Annotated in this window: 22 protein-coding genes; 13 read left to right on the top strand and 9 right to left on the bottom strand. The window is 49.3% G+C overall.

Annotation, left to right across the window (positions count from 1 at the left end):
• The first annotated feature begins 41 nt into the window (after positions 1 to 41).
• The 6 genes from ilvA to K7397_RS15555 all read left to right on the top strand — a co-directional run bounded on the left by ilvA (position 42) and on the right by K7397_RS15555 (position 5,093).
• Positions 42 to 1,322: a threonine ammonia-lyase IlvA gene (gene ilvA, locus K7397_RS15580; RefSeq protein WP_223068859.1), complete on the top strand. Its 1,281-nt coding sequence runs from the start codon at positions 42 to 44 to the stop codon at positions 1,320 to 1,322.
• 177 nt (positions 1,323 to 1,499) lie between these two features.
• Positions 1,500 to 2,450, top strand: coding sequence for an ABC transporter ATP-binding protein (locus tag K7397_RS15575; protein WP_223068858.1), 951 nt, complete (start codon positions 1,500 to 1,502; stop codon positions 2,448 to 2,450).
• Entirely contained in the window at positions 2,443 to 3,213 is a 771-nt protein-coding gene (locus tag K7397_RS15570; RefSeq protein WP_223068857.1) for an ABC transporter permease, read from the top strand. The genes K7397_RS15575 and K7397_RS15570 overlap by 8 nt, the downstream gene beginning before the upstream one ends.
• Before the next feature lie 44 nt (positions 3,214 to 3,257).
• Positions 3,258 to 3,653, top strand: a complete 396-nt coding sequence (locus tag K7397_RS15565; RefSeq protein WP_223068856.1) for a GntR family transcriptional regulator — start codon at positions 3,258 to 3,260, stop codon at positions 3,651 to 3,653.
• The gene (locus K7397_RS15560; protein WP_223068855.1) at positions 3,646 to 4,344 is read left to right on the top strand and encodes an ABC transporter ATP-binding protein; all 699 of its coding nucleotides are present in this window, start codon (positions 3,646 to 3,648) and stop codon (positions 4,342 to 4,344) included. The genes K7397_RS15565 and K7397_RS15560 overlap by 8 nt, the downstream gene beginning before the upstream one ends.
• A complete protein-coding gene (locus K7397_RS15555; protein ID WP_223068854.1) occupies positions 4,341 to 5,093 on the top strand; it encodes a hypothetical protein in 753 nt (250 codons plus the stop codon). The genes K7397_RS15560 and K7397_RS15555 overlap by 4 nt, the downstream gene beginning before the upstream one ends.
• A 93-nt stretch (positions 5,094 to 5,186) precedes the next feature.
• Here the strand turns inward: K7397_RS15555 and K7397_RS15550 are convergent, their stop codons facing one another.
• Positions 5,187 to 5,873 carry a DUF1129 family protein gene (locus K7397_RS15550; protein ID WP_223068853.1) on the bottom strand — a complete coding sequence of 229 codons (687 nt, stop codon included), beginning with the start codon at positions 5,871 to 5,873 and terminating at the stop codon, positions 5,187 to 5,189.
• A gap of 236 nt (positions 5,874 to 6,109) precedes the next feature.
• On the opposite strand from K7397_RS15550, the gene K7397_RS15545 reads away from it, so the two are divergent.
• Complete coding sequence (locus K7397_RS15545) at positions 6,110 to 6,337, top strand: hypothetical protein (protein WP_223068852.1); 228 nt, start codon at positions 6,110 to 6,112, stop codon at positions 6,335 to 6,337.
• A gap of 79 nt (positions 6,338 to 6,416) precedes the next feature.
• Here the strand turns inward: K7397_RS15545 and K7397_RS15540 are convergent, their stop codons facing one another.
• The 6 genes from K7397_RS15540 to K7397_RS15515 form a co-directional block, all read right to left on the bottom strand.
• On the bottom strand, positions 6,417 to 7,820 hold the full coding sequence (locus tag K7397_RS15540) for a HAMP domain-containing sensor histidine kinase (protein ID WP_223068851.1): 1,404 nt from the start codon (positions 7,818 to 7,820) through the stop codon (positions 6,417 to 6,419).
• Positions 7,811 to 8,470: a response regulator transcription factor gene (locus K7397_RS15535; protein WP_223068850.1), complete on the bottom strand. Its 660-nt coding sequence runs from the start codon at positions 8,468 to 8,470 to the stop codon at positions 7,811 to 7,813. The genes K7397_RS15540 and K7397_RS15535 overlap by 10 nt, the downstream gene beginning before the upstream one ends.
• A 23-nt stretch (positions 8,471 to 8,493) precedes the next feature.
• Entirely contained in the window at positions 8,494 to 9,252 is a 759-nt protein-coding gene (locus K7397_RS15530; protein ID WP_223068849.1) for a lantibiotic immunity ABC transporter MutG family permease subunit, read from the bottom strand.
• Between the two features lies 1 nt (position 9,253).
• Positions 9,254 to 9,985 carry a lantibiotic immunity ABC transporter MutE/EpiE family permease subunit gene (locus K7397_RS15525; protein ID WP_223068848.1) on the bottom strand — a complete coding sequence of 244 codons (732 nt, stop codon included), beginning with the start codon at positions 9,983 to 9,985 and terminating at the stop codon, positions 9,254 to 9,256.
• Position 9,986: 1 nt separating this feature from the next.
• Positions 9,987 to 10,694, bottom strand: coding sequence for a lantibiotic protection ABC transporter ATP-binding protein (locus K7397_RS15520; RefSeq protein WP_223068847.1), 708 nt, complete (start codon positions 10,692 to 10,694; stop codon positions 9,987 to 9,989).
• Between the two features lie 164 nt (positions 10,695 to 10,858).
• Complete coding sequence (locus K7397_RS15515; RefSeq protein ID WP_223068846.1) at positions 10,859 to 11,797, bottom strand: hypothetical protein; 939 nt, start codon at positions 11,795 to 11,797, stop codon at positions 10,859 to 10,861.
• Positions 11,798 to 11,964: 167 nt separating this feature from the next.
• On the opposite strand from K7397_RS15515, the gene K7397_RS15510 reads away from it, so the two are divergent.
• From K7397_RS15510 to K7397_RS15490, 5 genes are all read left to right on the top strand, one after another.
• Positions 11,965 to 12,795, top strand: coding sequence for an alpha/beta hydrolase family protein (locus tag K7397_RS15510; RefSeq protein WP_223068845.1), 831 nt, complete (start codon positions 11,965 to 11,967; stop codon positions 12,793 to 12,795).
• Between the two features lie 164 nt (positions 12,796 to 12,959).
• On the top strand, positions 12,960 to 13,754 hold the full coding sequence (locus K7397_RS15505; protein ID WP_223068844.1) for a dioxygenase family protein: 795 nt from the start codon (positions 12,960 to 12,962) through the stop codon (positions 13,752 to 13,754).
• A gap of 466 nt (positions 13,755 to 14,220) precedes the next feature.
• On the top strand, positions 14,221 to 15,309 hold the full coding sequence (locus K7397_RS15500; RefSeq protein ID WP_237690963.1) for a DUF3048 domain-containing protein: 1,089 nt from the start codon (positions 14,221 to 14,223) through the stop codon (positions 15,307 to 15,309).
• Positions 15,310 to 15,518: 209 nt separating this feature from the next.
• On the top strand, positions 15,519 to 16,133 hold the full coding sequence (locus tag K7397_RS15495; RefSeq protein WP_223068842.1) for a DUF47 domain-containing protein: 615 nt from the start codon (positions 15,519 to 15,521) through the stop codon (positions 16,131 to 16,133).
• Positions 16,134 to 16,146: 13 nt separating this feature from the next.
• Positions 16,147 to 17,145, top strand: a complete 999-nt coding sequence (locus tag K7397_RS15490; protein ID WP_223068841.1) for an inorganic phosphate transporter — start codon at positions 16,147 to 16,149, stop codon at positions 17,143 to 17,145.
• A 545-nt stretch (positions 17,146 to 17,690) separates the two neighbouring features.
• Here the strand turns inward: K7397_RS15490 and K7397_RS15485 are convergent.
• Together K7397_RS15485 and K7397_RS15480 are read right to left on the bottom strand one after the other, a co-directional pair.
• Complete coding sequence (locus tag K7397_RS15485) at positions 17,691 to 19,073, bottom strand: helix-turn-helix domain-containing protein (protein WP_237690962.1); 1,383 nt, start codon at positions 19,071 to 19,073, stop codon at positions 17,691 to 17,693.
• Between the two features lie 115 nt (positions 19,074 to 19,188).
• On the bottom strand, positions 19,189 to 19,722 hold the full coding sequence (locus K7397_RS15480; RefSeq protein WP_223068840.1) for a hypothetical protein: 534 nt from the start codon (positions 19,720 to 19,722) through the stop codon (positions 19,189 to 19,191).
• 136 nt (positions 19,723 to 19,858) lie between these two features.
• Here K7397_RS15480 and K7397_RS15475 point away from each other — a divergent pair, with 136 nt between their 5' ends.
• Positions 19,859 to 20,677, top strand: a complete 819-nt coding sequence (locus tag K7397_RS15475) for a methyltransferase domain-containing protein (protein ID WP_223068839.1) — start codon at positions 19,859 to 19,861, stop codon at positions 20,675 to 20,677.

Here is a 20,677-nt window from a genome sequence, read left to right as displayed (position 1 = left end):
TCACGGATTAAACTATAGAACAGCGGAGAGTGGAGAGCAAAATGAAACAGACAGATAACCCGAAGACGGCAGCTTCAGCGTCTGTGGGCATGGAAGATATTGTTCGCGCGCACCATGTGCTGCGTGAAGTGATTGTGCGGACTCCGCTGCAGCGGGACGCGGTTTTGTCGGCAAAATACGATTGCAACGTCTACTTGAAGAGAGAGGACTTGCAGATCGTCCGTTCTTTTAAAATTCGCGGCGCTTACAATATGATTCGGAGCTTGTCGCCTGAAGAGACCGGCAGGGGGATTGTGTGCGCCAGTGCCGGCAACCATGCGCAAGGCGTTGCATTTTCATGCAATGCGCTTGGGATACAAGGCCGCATTTTCATGCCGGCTACGACGCCGAATCAAAAGGTGAGGCAGGTGAAGCGGTTCGGCGGCTCTCATGTGGAAGTTATTTTGACAGGGGATACGTATGACGACGCTTATGAAGAGTCGATGAAGGCTTGCCGCGAGCAGGGCATGACGTTCATCCACCCGTTCGACAATCCCAAGATTGTGGCCGGCAACGGGACGATCGGCATGGAAATTATGGAGGAGCTTCAGACGCCTGCGGATTATGTGTTTGTTACAATTGGCGGCGGCGGGCTTGTGGCTGGTGTTGGCGCATATTTGAAAATGGTTGCCCCGGCCGCGAAGGTGATTGGGGTCGAGCCGCTTGGCGCGGCATCGATGAGCGAAGCTTTGCAGCAGGGACAAGTGGTTACCCTGGATACGATCGATAAATTTGTCGACGGGGCGGCTGTAAAGCGGGTTGGAGACTTTCCGTTTGAAGTCTCGAAGAACGTCCTGGATGATGTCATCAAGGTTCCGGAAGGCAAGGCCTGCACGACGATCCTGGAGCTGTACAACGAAAATGCAATTGTTGTCGAGCCGGCAGGGGCGCTTTCCGTGGCGGCGCTCGATATGTACCGGGAGCAAATCAAAGGCAAGACCGTCGTCTGCGTCGTCAGCGGGGGGAACAACGACATTGACCGGATGCAGGAGATGAAGGAGCGCTCACTCATTTATGAAGGCCTCAAGCATTACTTTATGGTCAATTTTCCGCAGCGGGCAGGGGCCTTGCGTGAATTTTTGTCCGATATTCTGGGGCCGAACGACGATATTACGCGCTTTGAATATACGAAGAAGAACAACAAGGAGAACGGACCCGCCCTTGTCGGCATCGAGCTGCTGAACAAAGAGGATTATATCCCGCTCATCAAGCGTATGGAAGCCAAGGGAATTACTTATACCGAGCTCAACCGTGATTTGAATTTATTTAATCTGTTGATTTAATGTTTTCTGACAACAAATCAAACGCTAGAATCATAAAAGCAGCAAGTCTCGATATTCCCGGGGCTTGCTGCTTTTTAATTTTAGCGAGCCATTTTTCCAAATTTTTCATTTACACAATCAGATTATTAGTGTACTATTTAACTATAACAGTGATACGAAAAAGGAGTGGATTTTAAAATGGCAACAAATGAAAGGGAAAGGGCGGTTCTCAGCCTGAAAGGCGTAACGAAACGAATTGGCGGGAAAACCATTGTCGAAGGACTTGGTTTCGAACTGTTTCCGGGTGAAATTGTCGGCCTGCTGGGTCCAAACGGAGCGGGCAAGACAACTACGATTCGAATGATTGTCGGGCTGATCGGCATGACAGAAGGAGATATATCGATCGGCGGGCACAGCATCCGCAGCGAATTTACTAAGGCAATCCGCCATGTGGGGGGCATTATCGAGAATCCCGAATTTTATCCGTATATGACAGGGCTTGATAATCTGAAGCAGTACCGCAGAATGACGGATGGCATTACCGATGAACGGTTTCAGGAAGTCATCCGGCTGGTCGGTCTGGAAGATGCGCTGAACAAGAGAGTCAAAGCCTATTCGCTCGGCATGCGTCAGCGGCTCGGTATTGCCCAGGCTCTGCTTCACAAGCCTTCCCTCCTGATTCTGGATGAACCGACGAACGGGCTGGATCCGGCCGGAATCCGGGAAATGCGCGACTACCTGAAGGAGATTGCAAGCAAGGAAGGAATCGCCATTTTAATCTCCTCGCATCTGCTTTCCGAAATCGAGCAGATCTGCGGCCGCGTGGTCGTGATTCAAAACGGCAAACTGGTTACGGTTCGCGATATCGGAGAGCAGCAGAACAAGGCAGAGCGCTCCCAAATCGAGGTAGTAGTGAGAGCAACGCCGCTTACTGTCGCTCGTCAGGCTCTGGATCGTCTGGATATGGTACAGGTAACCAGGGTCTTCGAGGAGAGAAACGAGCTGCTTCTTTCACTAAAGGATGAAGATATTCCGCTTGTCGTCAAAGCGCTGGGAGAGCATGATGCGGCCCTGTACCGCATTGAGGAAGCCAAATCTACGCTTGAAGAAGAATTCCTGAAATGGACGGGAGGAAACCGCATTGCTTAATCATGGATCGGGTTTTGGCAAGTTGGTCGTAAATGAGTGGCTTAAGCTCAGCAAGAAGAGAAGTTTTTTCATCGCCTTTTTAATTATGGCAGGTTTCGTAGCTTTGCTAGCTTATCTGACAACTATTGCTCCTTCGGGAGAGACGTACACGGCGCTCCGTTTTGCCGCAGAATGCATGGAAATACGGGGGCTCGGCTCGATCATGCTCTATATTGTGATCATCAGTACGTCCGGCATTGTAGCCAGGGAACACAGCATGGGGACGATTAAATTTCTGATGATCCGGGCGCACGGCCGCAGCAGGATTCTGGCCTCCAAGTATGTGGTGGCATTGCTGTACATGCTTGCGCTTGCGGTGTTTACACTCGCAGTTACCCTTGCCGCAGGATGGGTCGTGTTTGGCTTTGGCGCTTCAGAAGTGTCGTGGGCGGATCTGTTCTTGCAAGCCTTGTACACTCTCGTCTACATGTTTGTTTATACGACCTTCGTCTTCATGATCGGTGTGCTGACCCGGTCGGCGGGTGCAACGATCGGTATCGGGATGTTCGCCGTCGTTTTGCAGAGCATCTTGAATATGGTCCTTTCACGCTACGCATTTGCCAAGTACCTGCTTTTTACCAACACGGATTTGTCGGTATATGCCACAAACACGGCGCCTATTAAAGGCATGACGTTGACTTTCTCGGTTATCATTCTCAGTGTGTATGTCATCTTGTTTCTTGCCGCCAGCTTTGTTACTTTTAAGAGACGTGATATTGCCTGATGATTTAGGCCGGCAAGAGCGGAGGAAAGGAGCAGCGTGTACCGGTGAGTATAGAATTTGACAATAACCTTCCAATCTATTTGCAAATCATGAATTACATCAAAAGGCAAATTGTGAGCGGAAGCCTTACGCCAGGAGACAAAATCCCTTCAGTGCGCGAGCTTGCGGCCGAGCTGCAGATTAACCCGAACACGGTCCAACGGACGTTTCAGGAGTTGGAGAGGGAAGGAATTGTAGAGACCCGGCGGGGACTCGGGAGATTCGTGACAAGCGAGGAATCAAAAATTATGGAGATCAAAAAGGAAATGGCCGGCGAACTGCTGGATAAGTTTGTACAGGGGATGAAGGAGCTTGGGTTCGGAAAGGACGATATTGTGTCCATTGTGACTGAAGCCGTGGAGACGGAATTTAAGGAACAGGAGCGGAAGAGCTTTGGATAGTGTACTTCGTTTAGAGCATATCGGCAAAAAATATGGCTCAAAGGTCGCCCTGCGGGATGTCTCCTTCGAGATCGAACCAGGGCGCATTGTCGGACTGCTCGGTACAAATGGCAGCGGAAAAAGCACCCTGATGAAAATTGCGGCCGGGTTGGTCCAGCCTACAGAGGGTGAGGCGTCCGTGTGCGGGACGCCCGTTGGAACGAACAGCAAAGGGCTCGTCTCATTCATGCCGGACCGGCCGCTGACGGAACCGTGGATGAGAGTCAGGGATGCGGTAGCCTTTTACCGTGATTTCTATGCCGATTTTGACAGTGCGAAAGCGAACGACATGCTGCAGTTTTTGAAGCTGGACCTGGGCGAACGGATCAGTACCCTGTCAAAAGGGATGAATGAGCGGCTCCAGTTGACGCTTGCCCTCTCCAGAGCGGCCCGGCTGTACCTGCTTGATGAGCCGATCGGGGGCGTAGATCCGGTGGCCAGAGGCAAAATTCTCGACGCTATTCTGGAGTTTTACGACGAGAACAGCAGCCTCATTGTCTCCACCCATCTGGTGAAAGATATTGAGCGGATCTTTGACGAGGTCATTTTCATCCGTGACGGCCAGATTGTGATGAGGGAAGAAGTTGAAGGCCTGCGGATGACTGCCGGGAAGAGCGTTGACGAGATGTTTAAAGAGGTGTATGCCGAATGATGAGATTGCTTAAATATGATTGGAACCGGAATGCAACAACTCTGCTGATCGCCGCTGTCGTTTTGGCCGTTGCGGAACTGCTGCTCGAGCTGTTCGGCCATAACGAGGCAGCCGGGTTCACTTTGATGATCTTAGGGTACGTTGCCATTTCTGTGATGATTATCGTCATTTCGGTAAAAACCTACAGTCGGAACATCATATCCTACAGCCGCAGGCTGCTCCCGGTAAGGACAATATACCATATCCTGTCGCCGCTTCTGCTTGGTCTCCTCGCTACGCTGCTTGTCGACATCGTGTTTCTGCTCCACAACGGGCTCAGAGAGCAGGCAGGCGTCATGTCTCTGTTTAATTGGGTAGACGAGACAGCGGGGAGCGTATCTCACCTTTCATGGGGAGAAGTGACTTTGGTTGCGGCTGGCGGATTTTGGATGGTTCTTGTCCAACTGCTGGCCCTGTTCACATCCGTAACGATTGGCCGAAGCTTCCGGACCAAAGGGCAGGCATGGATTATGCTCATCTCTTACCTCGTTATTCAGAACGGGATCAGCCTGTTCATCGAGAGTCTGCTGAACCTCCCCAAATTCGGCTGGTTTGAAATCATTATGACCTCGGATCAAGGAATGGGCTATTCGTCAGATCCCTACAAATACAGCGACTTATATAGTTCAATTGCCATTGAAGCCGCATTTTGCCTTCTCATGATTACAGGAATGGTTATGCTCCTGAATCGCCGTGTCGAAGTTAAATAGCTTGGGTCTCTATACTGGTATTGTCGAACAACCGGTCAAATAAAAGGGACGTTCTTTGCGCATCCGTGTGCGTAAGGAACGTCCTTTATTGCTTTATTTGTGGCGGGGTTTCCGCAGGAATATAAGCTGTTGTCCGGCCAAACCGATGACGAACAGAATGAGGCTGTCCCATGGAGAAACAGTAAAGGAGGGCAGCAGACGGCTCAGTACCAGATAAACCGCTACAATTGCTGCGGTGACCGCTACCGATATTCCGAGCGACTTGGCATCGATTCGGTGCGGTTTCGGCTCGTCATCGGATTCTTTCTTGTCCGGTCCCATAAACCGCGTCAACAGCTCGATCAGCAGGATTGAGCCCAAAGCGATCAGCAGCAGTGTCGATGTACGAATCCTCATATACTCCAGATCGCCGCCGAACCATTTGCCCAAGAAGCCCATTATCATGTAAATAAAGAATACCCAGGTCAGAGCGACCCACGGGATCATGATATAATATTTAACCTTGTCCTTTGCCGTTCTCGGCTTTCGCATGTTCAGATCAGAGACGAGCTCATCGCAGTAATCTTGCGGATGATCTCCAAACACCTCCTGAACGGGCTTGTTCCGCTCCTGCAGCTTCAGGATGCGGCGGGCTATATCCAGCAGCGCCTCCTCGCCTTGCGCTTCATTCAGGGAACTTGAGCGGATTTGCAGCACCATCTCGCTGAAATAGGCTTCGCTTACCGGCGTCATCTGCTGGCGAAGACGATTTGTCTCCCGGATCATTTCGTGAATATACAAGTTACAATTTCTCCTCCTCACGCGGCACTTTCTAATGCCCCGAGTATACTTTATAACTCGCATATGCTGCAAGGGACCGGCGAAGGCGAGTGCCGTCGCATAACCCTTTGAACCTGCCCTGATAAAGCTTCGAAATATGTCTTTTTGCTGACAAAGGAATAAAATCCGCCTCTCCGCCCGACAATACAGCCTAGAAACGCCAAGGCAAGCGGCGGTTTCAAAGGAGGGAGTAGGAAATGACGGAGCGATCAGGTTCAGAGCTCACCAGACAATTTCTGCTGAACAGCCATTCGCGCGGTTCGTTAAATGAAGTGCTGGGAGAAGACGATCTTGTTGAATTTGCAGAAGAAGCAGAGTTTGGTGTCGATGGAGATGAGGAATCGCTCCATGAGGAGGAACCCTTTTACAAGCAATGGGAGGGGCGGGATCTGACTCGCAAATACTACCTCCAATCCTATGATTGAAGCCCTGAAACGGGGAAAAACCGAGCAGGAGGGGGAGCTAGTCCCCGTCCTCTCACAAACACCAGTTATACCGCTTTCGCTACGTTAATAAGATAGACGGTTTGACAGGGATTTCAATCGTCACTTGACCTCCGCCGGTTTGGGGAGAGTTATCGATTTGCAGCGTTCCGCCATGCAGGTTTGTAATGAATTTCGTGATATACAGGCCCATTCCATAATGGTTTTTTGATCTCCGGGCCGGATCTCCCATGTAAAATTGCCCGGTTGCCTGCTTCAGAGCTGCTTTGGAAAAGCCCGGACCTTCATCGGTTACAGCAAAACGGATACGATCTTCCACTGCTTCAGCAACAAACCAAATCCTTCCATGTTTCGGCGAAAATTCTACCGCATTGGACAAGACGTTCATCATTGCCCGGTGGAGCAGGCCAGGGTCTCCGTAAAAAGCTGGAGGCACATTACGTACCGAAATGTCGACTTCAAGTTTGTCTACAGCGGCTAAAGCGTTGATCTGACGTTCAATGTTGTCCAGATAGTTTCGGCTGTCGATATTTTCCGCTTGCAGGGTTGCTCCCGTTTCAGCCTTTGTAATTTCAATTAAGGTTTTGATATATTGCTCCATTTGGCGGGTGCTTTCCATGATGTAGTTCGTATAATCTTGCTGCTCCCCGGTCTGATTCGTTTCGGCCAATAGCTCCACGTTGCCGCGAACAATCGTGAGCGGCGTCTTGACGTCATGCGCCAGCGCGGAGATCTGTTCCCGGCGTGTTTGCTCCAGATCCCACTGTTTGTTAAGCGAAACCTTTAAAGCTTCTTTCATTTTATCCATGGAATAAAGCACATTGTCGATTTCAACAACGCCGCTCGATTCAATCGAGAAGTCCAGATCCTGCTCCTGTATTTTTTTGGTCGCCTGCTGCAGGCCGCTCATTCTTCGGGTTAGCTTTCTTGCGAAGGAGGAAGCCATGACCGCACCTTCCACAAGGAAAGCGGCGCAGAATAACAGGATTGCCAGCAGTTCCGGAGCGGGCAAATATTTGCGTAAGTAAAGGGAATTGAACTGCATCGCTATGGAGTAACGGATGATATATACATCACTGTTGTGATTGGCTTTTAAATAGTAAAAAGGAAACTTTTGACCGCTCTCGCTCTGCTGGGTCAGGTCCCATGCTGCTTTTGCCGACTGATCGGACAAATTACCCGCGATCATTTTGCCGCCGGGCGTATATTTTGCATATTTGTATAAGTCCCGCTTGGGGTTTGGGCTAAGGGTTTTACCGGCTTTGACGGTTTCTATTGCCGCGAGCGCCTGCTTCTCAGCGTAGTTCGAGGGCAGAATAACTCCGGATGCCATAAGGGAGTAAAGAGCCGCGATCAGCAACAGCGCCAGAAGAAATGTTCCGATACAAAACGCGAATAAATAACGAATAAAGAGGGTGCGCAGTTTAACCGGCTTTTGACTGTTTGTTTTTTTTGTTACTTCCACCTGTATCCAATCCCCCAAACCGTTTCAACCGGAGAGATCTGCCGTTTTGCGAGCTTTGCCCGTACGTTTTTGATATGCTCCACAATCGTGGAGGAGTCGCTTTCCCCGTTAAACCCGAATACGGATTCGTATATTTTATCTTTGGAAAATACTTGTCCCCGGTTGCGGGCCAAAAACTCGCAAATTTCGTACTCGCTTTTCGTTAGTGGTATGGGTACATCTTGAATGGTTATTTCCTTGCCGGAAAGGTTGAAGTGGACCTCGCCCGTGCATAGCACATTGCGCCGCTCACGTCGTTCCCGTCTAAGGTGGGCATCGATGCGCGCCCGCAGTTCTCCCGCTCCAAACGGTTTTATAATAAAGTCGTCCGCTCCTTCTCCCAATCCGTTCACAACGTCGTTCTCCATCGCTTTTGCGGTAAGGAACAGAATGGGGCAGTCCACCTGGCTTCGGATCTTCCGGCAAAGCGCAAACCCGTCCATCTTCGGCATCATCACGTCCAGCAGGATCAAATCATACGTTCCCAATTGCATATTTAATACCTGCGTAGGCTCGGATACCGTCCTAACGGTATGACCGGCTTTGTGCAGAATATTGTTGATCAGCGCCAGAACAGCCGGTTCATCATCAACAGCCAGCAGGTTTGCCACGAGGCTCACTTCCTTCTTTGTCTCTATTCCAGCGATTTTCGTCCTTCCCAACGCCAAATCCATAATCCTAATAGTAGCATCAAAACAAGGGTTTCGCCCGCACAAAACCAAATCCCCTCGTGCATGTTCGCAGCGGAAGGCACCGAACCAACCGAACTTGTGCCGAACTGCACTAAAATGGTCAAGAACCGCGCGCCCCAGGCACAAGGAATGAAATGCCAGTTCCCGTCTCCCAGGCCGGTGAGAAGTAGGGCGGACAAAAGGCTCTCCGTAATACCCACGCCGATGGAAGCACCTTTGCCAAACCTTAGGCTGATAAAAAAGTGCAGATTATAAAGAAAGATGCAGCTGACAAATAAAATGCAGGCGGCCCGCAGATAGAAACCGAAACCAAATGGAGAGTCATGCAACAGATACAGGAAACCTGCCCCAAACCCGCCAAATGCCAATAGCACACTGCCAAATCCCAATAGCAAAAGCAATGTCAGCTTGCTTATAAACGGCAGCAGTTTGCTTGGCGAGGTCAGCAGCTGCTGGAATTTCCCGGCGGCGTATTCCTGATCGGCTGCCATAGAGCAGACGATGCCAATCATCGTAGGGAAGCTAGCAGCGACGACCTGCAAATAGCCCCCCGCCTTGGAAACGGGCGCCCACGGGGAAATGGAATAGTATCCGAGAAAGAGAGCTATTCCCGCAAGCGGAACCAGAAGGTGCACAAGCAGCATAGACTGTCTTTTCATTTTCATAACGTCGGACTTTAAGCAGCGATAATAACGGGTCATATTACTTGACCTCCCGATTTCGGAACGACCAGGCGGTGAGCAGCGACAGCACAACAAACAGGAACACCGAAATGATGATGCCGGGAAGGATAACGCTTTTGTCCAGCAGCGGATCGCCGGCCGGAACCGGCAGCCCATTGGGAAGCACCCCTATAACCGGGCACATGAGCCGGCTGGGGATGGCGTAAGGCAGAGCCCACCATAATGAAGATTGTGCGGAGAAAATGCCGCATGCTACATAACCCGCAAGGTTGATGATCAGCGTTGCAAACATGCCCAGTCGTTCGGTGAGAAACAGGCACAGCGGAATCTGCCACAAAAAGGTTATAAAGAGCAGCAGGCTTCCCGCAGCGCTGTTTGCGAAAGGAATGGTGCTTGTGAACACAAAGCCGCCCAACGTTACGCCAGCAAAGAACACAATCGAGGAAGTGAGCAAAAGGCGTACGGCAACCCCGATTTTCCCAATCCAAAACCGGGACGGACGAACCGGCAATCCGAGGATAGCCCGGTAGTTCAGCTTCTTCCCGTCTTTTTGAAGAACTCCCGCACAGATTAGCGTAAGCGCTCCCGGCAGCATCATCGAGTACCACCAGTTGTAACTGCCGCTTTGGAACAGGCTGCTTACCCCCAGCCCGGCGCACAGCAACATGGTTACAAGGGGAGCAAGCCAAATCAGTTTTTTGGTGAACGTACGTTTCAGCTTCAGGTATTCTGCGGCTTCAACATGCAGCATATTATTCACCGCCTTTCCGGTTTTGGCTTACAATCTGCATGAACAAGGCTTCCAGATCCTGCCCTGGGGTAACGGCATCCTGGTATCCTAACGCTCCGCCGGCAATAATGCCGATATGATCGGCGATTTGCTCTACTTCGGACAGGATATGGCTGGAGAGTATAACCGTGATTCCCTGCTGCGGGAAGGAGCGAATCAATTCGCGCTGCTCCTGAATGCCGATGGGATCAAGCCCGTTCGTCGGTTCATCCAATATCAGCAGTTTGGGATTGTTCAATAGGGCGATCGCAATGCCGAGACGTTGTTTCATGCCCATAGAGAACTGCCCGGAACGTTTTTTTCCTGTATGGTCCAAATCGACGATTTTCAGCACTTCTTCAATACGGGAATCAGGTAGGCCCAATAAAGTGGCGCGGACTTTCAGATTTTCTCTTGCCGTCAAATTTTCATACAAGGGCGGAGATTCGATCAGCGCACCAATATGGGAAAGGTCTCTCCGAGTCCAGGGACGGCCGTGAATCAGGATTTCGCCGGAGGTTGGCCGGAGCATCCCGGTTAACATCTTCAGCGTTGTCGATTTCCCGGCTCCGTTCGGGCCAAGCAGGCCATAGACGGAATTTTCCCGGATGGAGAGAGACACGTTGTTGACCACCTGCTGGTTATTGAACGTTTTGCACAGATTTTTGGTCTGTAAAATAATTTGGTCCATAGCGTTCATCCTTTTCATTTGTTCTGGCATTTACTTTAAAGGATGATTCTAAGGATTTTATAAGGATTAAGAATATGAAAAAGCCTCGATCTTCTACTAAGTAGAAAAATCAAGGCCTTTTTCAGCGCCCATGCTCCAAAGCAGGCGGCTTTTTCGTTGATCTCTTAATTCTCGGGAATATTTTCATCGCGGTATTGTTCAACTTCATCCGTCAATTTGTAATCGTTGTCGTTGGCTACACTCATAAAGGCGGAGAGCTGCGTTAAATAAGGGCTTGCTTCGACCTTGCTGCGGGAAAGAACGGCCATATACCCCTTCTTGGCGTTAGGCTGCATTTGCTTGGTAACATAATCAAACAGCGGAGTATTGTTCAGTCCGTAGAAAGTATACAAGTTGTAGTTCTTAAACAAGCCTTTGACCTGGGAAATCCGGTTGGAGTTCGGATATTTCAGGATAAAGCTCTCCTGGGCGAGCGCTCGCGTTACGATCTGCTGATATCCTATGACCAGAGCGCCATCCTTGGCCGGCGCCTGCTTCGACTCTTCCGCCATAATATCGATATAAGACCGGATGTCAGCCGTTACATAGGGACGAAAGGAAGCGTATTTTTCATAATCCAGAATGGGGAAAAAGAATCCTTCCGCCGTTTCCAGCTTGTATCCGCTGGCCTCGGCCTCGCTCAAGAGCTGGCGGAGAGAGGAATTCCGGGTTCGTGCGCCAAGGGCGGCAAAGGTGTCGCCACGTTTGTACAATTTGGCAATCTGGGATTGTACGGATGGAGTTCCGAGCCGGTTCTGCATGGACAGAAGCTGCTTCTTTTGCGCGTTCTCCAGATGGAGCGTCATCAGGGACGCTTCATAGGCTTTGGCCTTGGAAATATTCTGCTGGAGGTAGACCACGGCCTTTGGCAGCTGCCCGGACTTTTTCAGCAGCGCTTCGAAAGTGTTGTAGGTTTGGCTGCCGGAAGTCACGCTTGCCGTTTGGGCCTGGGTGATTACGGTTCCTGCCTGGCCGGCAGGCGCGGCCAAAGCGAGAATTGCGGACTGTTCCAGGGAAATCGCCAATGCTGCGGTGCTTAAGAGGTAGATCGTCTTTTTTTTCATCGTTAAAAGCCTCCTGTGAGATTTAACACCTTTCAATACCCTTCCGACGGTATATGATGAAGGAAAGTTGCATTGACAAGGAAAGAGCAGAATGGTAATATTCAAATTACAATTAAACTAATCGGATTTATCAGATTATAGAAGGTTTTTACGAAGGAGGCAGTAAAATGGAACGTCAAATCTCCATTCAACACGGGAAGGAAACGATTGCGGCAAGCATTCATTACCCGGCCGGAAATGTCAGGAAGGAAGGCCGCTGCAAAAATCGTGTTCCGCTCGTGCTCATTTGCCACGGATTCGTGGGGAGCCGGATCGGGGTAGACCGCCTCTTCGTAAAGACGGCCAGAGAGCTTGCCTCCTCGGGATATTTGGTTGTCCGCTTCGATTATATAGGCTGCGGAGAGAGCAGCGGCGATTACGGCCGCGAAGGGATCGAATCCATGATTTCACAGACGAAGGCTGTGCTGGATTATGGCATGAGCGCATGCGATATCGATCCTACCCAGGTGACATTGATCGGCCACAGTCTGGGCGGAGCCGTAGCTCTTCTGACGGCGGCTTCCGACCGGCGGGTAAAGAACCTCGTCCTCTGGTCCGCTGTCGGCTATCCGTTCAACGACATCGTCAAGATTACCGAACGGAAAGTTTACGACGATGCGGTGCAATACGGACATGCGGATTATTTGGGGTATGAGTTCACGCCGGTCTTTTTCGAATCGCTGGCCTTGTTCCAGCCGTTCCAGGAGGCGGCGAAATTTGCCGGCAATGTGCTCGTTGTACACGGGACATCGGATGATGTTATTCCTGTCGATTATGCATTTCTGTTTCAGAAGGTCTTTTGGATCCGTCCGGAGGGCCGCTGCGACAAGGAAATTATTTTTCAGGCAGGCCACACCTTTTCGGATGGAGATCACCGGGCTCATCTTCTCAAGGTTACGAAAGAATGGCTGGACGGCCAGGAAGCCGCTCAGACCGAGTGGCAGCACTGGATGATTTAAGGATATGGGGATATAAGGGATATCGGACAAAAAGTGATATGCATAGGCGGCGTTCCACCTGCTTCAGAGGTGACGTCGCCTTTTCTGTCTTCAAGTGGTAAAAAAGCCCCGGAAGAGATACAATAACTATATATACACTATCAAGGGATAAGGAGGTGGCCCGGATGACGATGCCATCCTTATTTATCGCGCATGGTTCACCGATGCTCGCACTTGAAGAAAGCGCATATACCGCTTTTTTGAAGCGGCTGGGCCGTCGCCTGCCTGTTCCAAGGGCCGTCTTGATCTTCTCGGCGCATTGGGATGATCCGCAGCAGCTGCTTACCGACAATGATCATTATGAAGCTATCCATGATTATTACGGGTACCCGGAGGAGCTATACAATATCCGCTACTCCTTTTCTGGTGACCGGGAGCTTGGCGGATTGGTTCAGAGCTTGTTCCTGCAGGGCAATCTGAAGTACCGCGCTGTACCGGATCGCGGAATTGATCACGGTGCCTGGGTCGTGCTTAAAAAGCTTTATCCGGATACGGAAGTTCCCGTATTGGAGCTTTCGGTCGATTCCAAGCGTTCTCCCTCCGAGCAGTATGATATCGGACGAATGCTGGCGCCGCTGAGAGAGAAGGGCGTGCTTATTATTGGCAGCGGAGCCCTTGTCCACAATTTGCGTTTTCCGAGTCAAGGCGGTCCGTTGCCGGAGGTGGAAGCCTTCGAACAGTGGATTAGCGACAAAATCGGAAAGTGGAATGTGTCCGAATTGTTCCGATACGACAAACGGGCCCCGAATGTGCGCGATGCGGTTCCGTCTTATGCGGCAGAGCATTTTATCCCGCTTTTTTATGCCATGGGAGCTGCGGACGACGAACGTACAGCCAAGCGGCTGTTCCAGGAACGACGTCCCGGCGCGCTGAATCTGGATTGCTGGCAGTTCGGAGGCAGCGACCTCGGGGAAATTTGACGACAATAAAGACTTGAAATGTAGAGCTGCATCCTGTGAAGGATGCAGCTTTATTTGGCATATCAGAATCTTTAAATCCTTTAGAGTACTAAATCGTAAAGGGAGATGTGAAAACGCAGTTGGAAGTTTTTTGGGAAAATTGCTTGTGAGACATATCGGATAGAAGACCGGAAAGGAATAAGAGAAGTGGAAGAGAACTCGAAGTAAAAGCCGCCTTTGAAATCGTGTTATTACCATTAAGAAATTCAATAGAACACGGTTTCAACAGCGGTGGAACCCTATACCCACTCCCTCCCCCACGCACAAATGTATCACATAGTACAGCAAAGAACGTCCGGCCCAATTTTGCTGGATGGTTTTTCTTAGGCTCCCGGCTAGACACCCGTTCCTGATTCGGGTCTACCTTCAGGCGAAGACAGGCTTTATAATGGGAGAATACACCAAAAAAGCAGTGGAGGATTCGAATTTGTACAATTATACATGGAAAAAGTGGACTTTGATAACGGCAGCGGCCTCGCTTCTCCTGCTGTCAGCCTGCGGATCGGAACAGGCGGATCCCGCCCTAGCTCCATCGGAATCGTCCGATATTATCGTTCCTACCGCGGTTCCTTCCCAGGCCCCCTCAGCAGAACAGGCTGCTTATATGTCGCCTCTGACCGGCTTGCCGTCCAAAGAGAAAGTAACCGCCCGCCCGATCGCCGTAATGATCAATAACGCTCCTGCAGCCCGGCCTCAGTCCGGCCTTAACGATGCGGACATCGTATATGAGGTGCTGGCGGAAGGCGGGGTTACACGTCTCGTCGCCATCTTTCAAAGCACCTTGGACGGAGCCGCAAAGCTGGGACCGGTGCGCAGCATCCGCCCCTATTTGATTGACATCGGAGAAAGCTATCACGGCGTCCTGGTTCACGCCGGCGGGAGTCCGGACGCCTACTCGATCCTGCAGACCGGGCATAAGGAAGAGCTCGACGAAATCGGCAGAGCCGGAGCCTACTTCTGGCGCGACAAATCGCGCAAGGCCCCCCATAACCTGTATACCAATCTGGCAAAACTGCGCGAAGGCGTGGACAAGTTCGGCTTTGCTGCAGAGGATACGTCCGTCCCCGCTTATACTTTCAGAAATGCGGATGATGACCTGGCGGAAGGAAGCCCGGCTGAAGGGGTACAGATCAAATTTCTGATGGACAGCTACAAGGTTTCGTACAAGTACGATCCCGCAACAAAGCTCTACACCCGTTATATCGGGGACAAGCCCCATGCCGATAATGACACCGGGGAGCCCCTGACGGCGGCAAATGTCATGGTCATAGGAGCCGAACATAAAGTGCTGGATGACGTCGGACGGCTCAGCGTCGATCTTGAGCTCGGCGGCGAGGCGCTGCTGTTTGAGCGGGGAAAAGTCATTGAAGGGCGCTGGATCCATAAGAAGGATGATGTAATCCGTTTTGTAAAGGACGGCGTAGAGGTCCCTTTTTACCCGGGCAAGACCTATATCAACATCGTGCCAAACAGCCCTGATTTTGATAGTCACGTTCACATTCTCGCAAATTCCTGATATGTCCTTATAGGAAAAAAACAGCAGCGTTTCCCCTAAAATCAGGGATACCAGGGTGAAGTTGGGGTAATGATAAGTGAATATTGACTGAAAGTTTTAATATAACGTTTACATTGCCTTTACAATAGGTCTTCCAGATTGGTAAGATAACAAAGGTTGTCATCAATCGAGCTATTTTATCAAACTTTTTACGAAAAGGGGATATCCAGGTGAGAGTCAAGAAGAAAGATATATTTTTCCAGACACTCGAAAATATGGCGGATGCTATTGTACAGGCTGCTGACTATTTTGCCGGTCATGTATCTGATTTCGACAACATTTCCGATTTTGCCAAAGCTATGAAAGAGTATGAACGGAAATGTGATGATTTCACACATACCATTATTACGGAATTGAACAAAACCTTTATTACGCCGATCGAACGCGATGACATTATGGAATTGACAACTACAATGGATGATGTGATGGACGGACTCGAAGCGACGGTATCCCGTTTCTATATGTATCATCTCGGAAAGCCGGATAAATATATTGTGCAGTTTGCAGAAATCTTGCGCACTTCCGCATATGAAATTCAAAAGGCGGTTCATCTGCTGTCCTCCAAGAAGCTGCTTGCCATTCGCGAACATACCATTCGCCTGAACGATCTCGAGAATCAAGGCGATGACCTGCTTCGGATATGCATTAATGAACTGTTTAAGACCGTAACCGACCCGATTGAGCTCATCAAGAAAAAAGAAATCTACGAGCGTCTCGAGACAACGACCGATGCCTGCGAGCACGTAGCCAACATGCTGGAATCCATTATAATGCGTAATTCTTAAGGGGCTTTGATACATGGATACAACTCTACTTATTTTAGGCGTTGTCATCATCCTGGCGCTCGCCTTTGATTTTATCAACGGATTCCACGATACGGCGAACTCGATAGCCACTTCCGTTTCGACCCGCGCGCTCACGCCGCGGAGGGCGATTTTGCTTGCAGCATCGATGAATTTCCTGGGCGCCATCGCGTTTACGGGGGTAGCGAAGACCATCGGCGGCAAAATTGCCGATCCGTCCACGATGGACAACGGCCTTGAAGTTATCATTGCAACGCTGCTTGCCGCTATTATCTGGAATTTGGTCACCTGGTACTTCGGCATTCCGTCATCTTCCTCCCATGCGCTGATCGGCGCGCTTGTAGGGGCCGTTTTCGTCGGAGCCGGCTCCGATCATGTGAAGTGGGGCGGATTTACCGAGATCGTGGAAGCCCTGCTCATGTCTCCGATTATCGCCTTTATCGTCGGTTATATTGTCATGACGGTGCTGAAGTTCATTTTCGCGAATCGAAGCCCCCATACCGTCAACAAAGGGTTCCGAACCCTGCAGATTTTGACGGCGGCGCTTCAATCGTTCACTCACGGCACCAATGACGCCCAAAAGGCCATGGGGATTATTACGTTTGCCCTCGTTACCTCAGGGGAGCTTTCGGATCTGACTGTTCCGCTTTGGGTCAAAATCTTTGCCGCTGCTTCCATGGCTCTCGGAACATCCGTCGGCGGCTGGAAGATCATCAAGACGATGGGCACGAAAATATTCAAAATCGAGCCGATTAACGGCTTTGCGGCGGATATTTCTTCCGCATCCGTTATTTTCTCGGCTACGCTGCTGCACCTTCCGGTCAGCACCACGCATGCCATTACGCCGGCAATCCTTGGCGTAGGCGCTGCCAAACGCTTCTCGGCCGTTAGATGGTCGCTCGCCGGCCGCATTGTCATGACCTGGTTCATCACCATTCCGATCTCCGCGGTTCTGGCCGGTCTGCTCTATAAATTGCTGTTTGGCTGGTCGTAGGCGGCAGCCTCAGCCAAGTTAGCCGCAACAAGCTGAACATTCATATTCAAGATAAAAATATAAGGGGATGCCCCAATGCCATTTGAATGGCCGTGGGACACCCCTTATTTGTTTTGTGGCGGGAGATAAGGCTGGTGCTTCTGGCGGACGCTCCAAGGCCGGATGTTGCTTACAACCCGTGCATGAAAAAAGGCACCCCCGAACCAGAAATCCAGGAATGCCTTCTATTTTGCTTAACTTCCCATGCCATGGCCTAACGCAATCACTGTAGGGTTAGGATACTCTTCAGCAGAGATAGAACCAGCTGGAGCTGCTACGGCCGCTACGAAACTACATATAACTGCCAGTAAAGCCAATTTTCTTTTCATTTAACTTCTGCACCTCACCCATATAAATTTTTACTGATGGCGCCCCAAGATCAGAAATCCAGGAATGCCTTCTATTTTGCTTAACTTCCCGTGCCATGCCCTAACGTAATCACTGTAGGGTTAGGATACTCTTCAGCAGAGATAGAACCAGCCGGGGCTGCTACGACCGCTACGAAACTACATATAACTGCCAGTAAAGCCAATTTTCTTTTCATTTAACTTCTGCACCTCACCCATATAAATTTTGTACTGATGGATTGCTGCATCGGATGCAAAACTCCGGTATTGTTCAAATAATCCGGCACATTTAAGCATACCGTATCCACTGCGAATTTCAATAGCGAATGCAAAACTATCCAGGACAGACCCAAGCCCTCGCTCATAATCTTTTTTCTTTAAATAATAGATTCCCAAGTCTGCTAACAAGCTTACATACCGATCATCCGTATATTGCTCGTTAATCTTCCCGATCCGGCTGCTTTGTTCTTGGTACATAAAATGAGACTTATACTGGTCAAGCACAAAATCAATATTGATATCGAACCGATTGGCCGCTATCACGATCTCACACAAGGCTGAAAAAATTTCATTCTCCCTTGTAGAAATATATTCCACATAGTTCGGGAGCACTTCAACCTTTCCGGCCATCAACTGATACATGTAGCGGTTGCCTTCAGCCCAATCCTGGAACTGATGAATAATAATCATTTCATCGGCATTAGGCTCTTTCACCCAATTGCAATCTGCGTATAAAGAAACAAAATGTAAAGCACTCTCGTAGTTTTCGAAATAAAAATACGCCTCTCCTAACTCTAAATAAGCGTACATAATATAAAAAACAATCTGCTTTTTGGTTTCTTCCGGTTTCATTCTTCCGTTTAACTCATAATGAATGGTTGCTTTCACCTTTAATTTTTCCGCCAGTTCCCGGACCTTGTCCCATCGGCGCAGAGCAGCAAAGGCATTAATCAAATCATTGATCGCATCAAACTGATAGCATTCATCGAGCCGATCCACAAAAGATTCAAATTGTGCCGCTATCAATAGATTTCTATTCTGATCTTTGGATATGCCTAGCGTAAATAATCGGTAATGGCAAAGGGCTAATCGCTCCGAATGCTGCATTTTTTCACTTTCTGCTATGCATTCATATAGCAGAGCAGCCGACTTCGATTTGCCGGCATGAAGTAATTGCTCAGCCATGTTAAAAAGCAGCGGTATGTAGGAGAGATTATCCATCATTAACCGCGTGGTTTGCTCGATGCACTCCAGCTTATTCAATTCCGCACATCGATGCAAAAATGGCCCCAGCCTACGCCAGTCTGGAGCAGCGTGAAAAAAACATTCATCCACATACAAATCATAATAATATCCGTCGGTAAGCCCCATGCCAGAAGTAATTCGGTCCAGTTGCTGTAGAGCAATGGGCCGATTGCCATTCAAAATGTTGCTTAACGTTCCGGCATTGATCTTCGTGACTTCAGCAAAATGGTTAATCGACATGTTCTCACGCGTTAAATATTCTTCCAATTCTTCGCGAATCATCGTTGCGGGTTCCAAGTAAACACCACCCTTCCAATATAACCATATAATGGGATAAATAACTATATAATATTATATGGATTAAAATACCATTGGTCAATAAATGGTCCAAAACATTTCAAAAAAGGGCTTCCTATTCTTTAGGAACAAAAACTTTGCCAAACTTGTTTCTCATACGTTTCTGAATATCGATGGCCTCTTCGTAATTTTGTGATTCAGCCACGATAAACATATTTTTATGATGCCCACTGTCCTTCCATTCGGGTGAAGACCAAATATTAATATTTTCAAAGTTATTGTCAAACCATATGAGCCCTTGCTCGGTAATGTTAAATGGGTACTCATTTGATTGATAAGTGAGATTCCCCATATTTATCCCGTTGGACTTTAGAGTAATGAATATATATGCCATTCCATCCTGTTTTGTAAAATCATATGCGTCTATAGTTATTTTACCTACGAATTTTGCTTGTCGGAAAATTGGCCGGTACAAGGTTCCTTTGATTTTTATAGATGTATTCATAGTTGAAGAAGGGCCATCTTCAGTAAAACTCACAGCCGTACGATCCGCGTTAATTTCTTTCGGAAATTTATAATAATATAGAAACAAACCAATACCGAGCAAAACAGCAATGAAAATGGTGATTATGGATGATTTTGATCTCATGTTAACCTCCATTCAGGCTACTTCTATTGAACGTTTGCAACCGCCGGTTGAGGATTCAAAAAACTCAATGATCAGGTTATTGAACGTTTCCGTCAACATTCGTAGACTTGTTCTTAGCAAAGGAGTGAGGGGAAATTTGAAAAACAAGCTGGCGAACAATGTTCAAAGATACCGCAAAGAAAAAGGACTGACACAGGAAGCCCTTGCAGGGCAACTGGGACTTACATCCCAAGCGGTTTCCAAATGGGAAAACGCGCAGGCGATGCCCGATATTTCATTACTGCCGCAGCTGTCGCAAATTCTGGAAGTAAGCGTTGACAAATTGCTCGGATATGCCGCTTATGACAACCAGGTTACCATTTATGAAGAGGAATATCAAACTTCAACTTATTATTGGGGAACCGAGCCGAATTCGGCTTGTTATCAGGTCCTGGAGCTGATGCCGCCTACCAGACCACTCAGACTGCTCGACATTGGCTGCGGCGAAGGGAAAGACGCCGTATTCTTCGCCAGAAACGGCTATGACGTAACCGCTTTTGATGTCTCCGACGCGGGGATCGACAAGGCGAGAAGTCTCGCCGACAAAATTGGCGTCAAGTTAAAAGTGTTGAAAGCAGATATTATGGACTTCCGCCTTGACAGCCGTTTCGACATCCTGTATTCAAGCGGAGTGCTGCACTATATCAAGCCGGAATACCGGGATGAGATTTTCAGCAATTACAAGCAGTTTACAAATGAAGGAGGCATGCACGTATTTAACGTTTTTGTGCAAAAGCCGTTTATAGCTCCCCCTCCCGAGAAAGAGACCAACGCCTATTCTTGGAAGTCCGGGGAACTCCTGCAGCACTATCACGATTGGCTCATCCACAGCAGTCCCGAAGTGATCTTTGACTGCAATTCTTCAGGCATTCCCCACAAGCACGCCATGAGCAAACTGATTGCGCAAAAAGTATAG

Source organism: Paenibacillus caui, assembly GCF_019904135.1.
Classification (GTDB): domain Bacteria; phylum Bacillota; class Bacilli; order Paenibacillales; family Paenibacillaceae; genus Fontibacillus; species Fontibacillus caui.
This window is presented reverse-complemented; position numbering and strand designations above follow the sequence as displayed.

Excerpts from the sequence above, each read along its gene's own strand:
- K7397_RS15545 (WP_223068852.1), top strand. The coding sequence starts at position 6,110 with ATGACGGAGCGATCAGGTTCAGAGCTCACCAGACAATTTCTGCTGAAC.
- K7397_RS15525 (WP_223068848.1), bottom strand. The coding sequence starts at position 9,985 with ATGCTGCATGTTGAAGCCGCAGAATACCTGAAGCTGAAACGTACGTTC.
- K7397_RS15530 (WP_223068849.1), bottom strand. The coding sequence starts at position 9,252 with ATGACCCGTTATTATCGCTGCTTAAAGTCCGACGTTATGAAAATGAAA.
- K7397_RS15575 (WP_223068858.1), top strand. The coding sequence starts at position 1,500 with ATGGCAACAAATGAAAGGGAAAGGGCGGTTCTCAGCCTGAAAGGCGTA.
- K7397_RS15515 (WP_223068846.1), bottom strand. The coding sequence starts at position 11,797 with ATGAAAAAAAAGACGATCTACCTCTTAAGCACCGCAGCATTGGCGATT.
- K7397_RS15505 (WP_223068844.1), top strand. The coding sequence starts at position 12,960 with ATGACGATGCCATCCTTATTTATCGCGCATGGTTCACCGATGCTCGCA.
- ilvA (WP_223068859.1), top strand. The coding sequence starts at position 42 with ATGAAACAGACAGATAACCCGAAGACGGCAGCTTCAGCGTCTGTGGGC.
- K7397_RS15555 (WP_223068854.1), top strand. The coding sequence starts at position 4,341 with ATGATGAGATTGCTTAAATATGATTGGAACCGGAATGCAACAACTCTG.
- K7397_RS15480 (WP_223068840.1), bottom strand. The coding sequence starts at position 19,722 with ATGAGATCAAAATCATCCATAATCACCATTTTCATTGCTGTTTTGCTC.
- K7397_RS15510 (WP_223068845.1), top strand. The coding sequence starts at position 11,965 with ATGGAACGTCAAATCTCCATTCAACACGGGAAGGAAACGATTGCGGCA.
- K7397_RS15520 (WP_223068847.1), bottom strand. The coding sequence starts at position 10,694 with ATGGACCAAATTATTTTACAGACCAAAAATCTGTGCAAAACGTTCAAT.
- K7397_RS15490 (WP_223068841.1), top strand. The coding sequence starts at position 16,147 with ATGGATACAACTCTACTTATTTTAGGCGTTGTCATCATCCTGGCGCTC.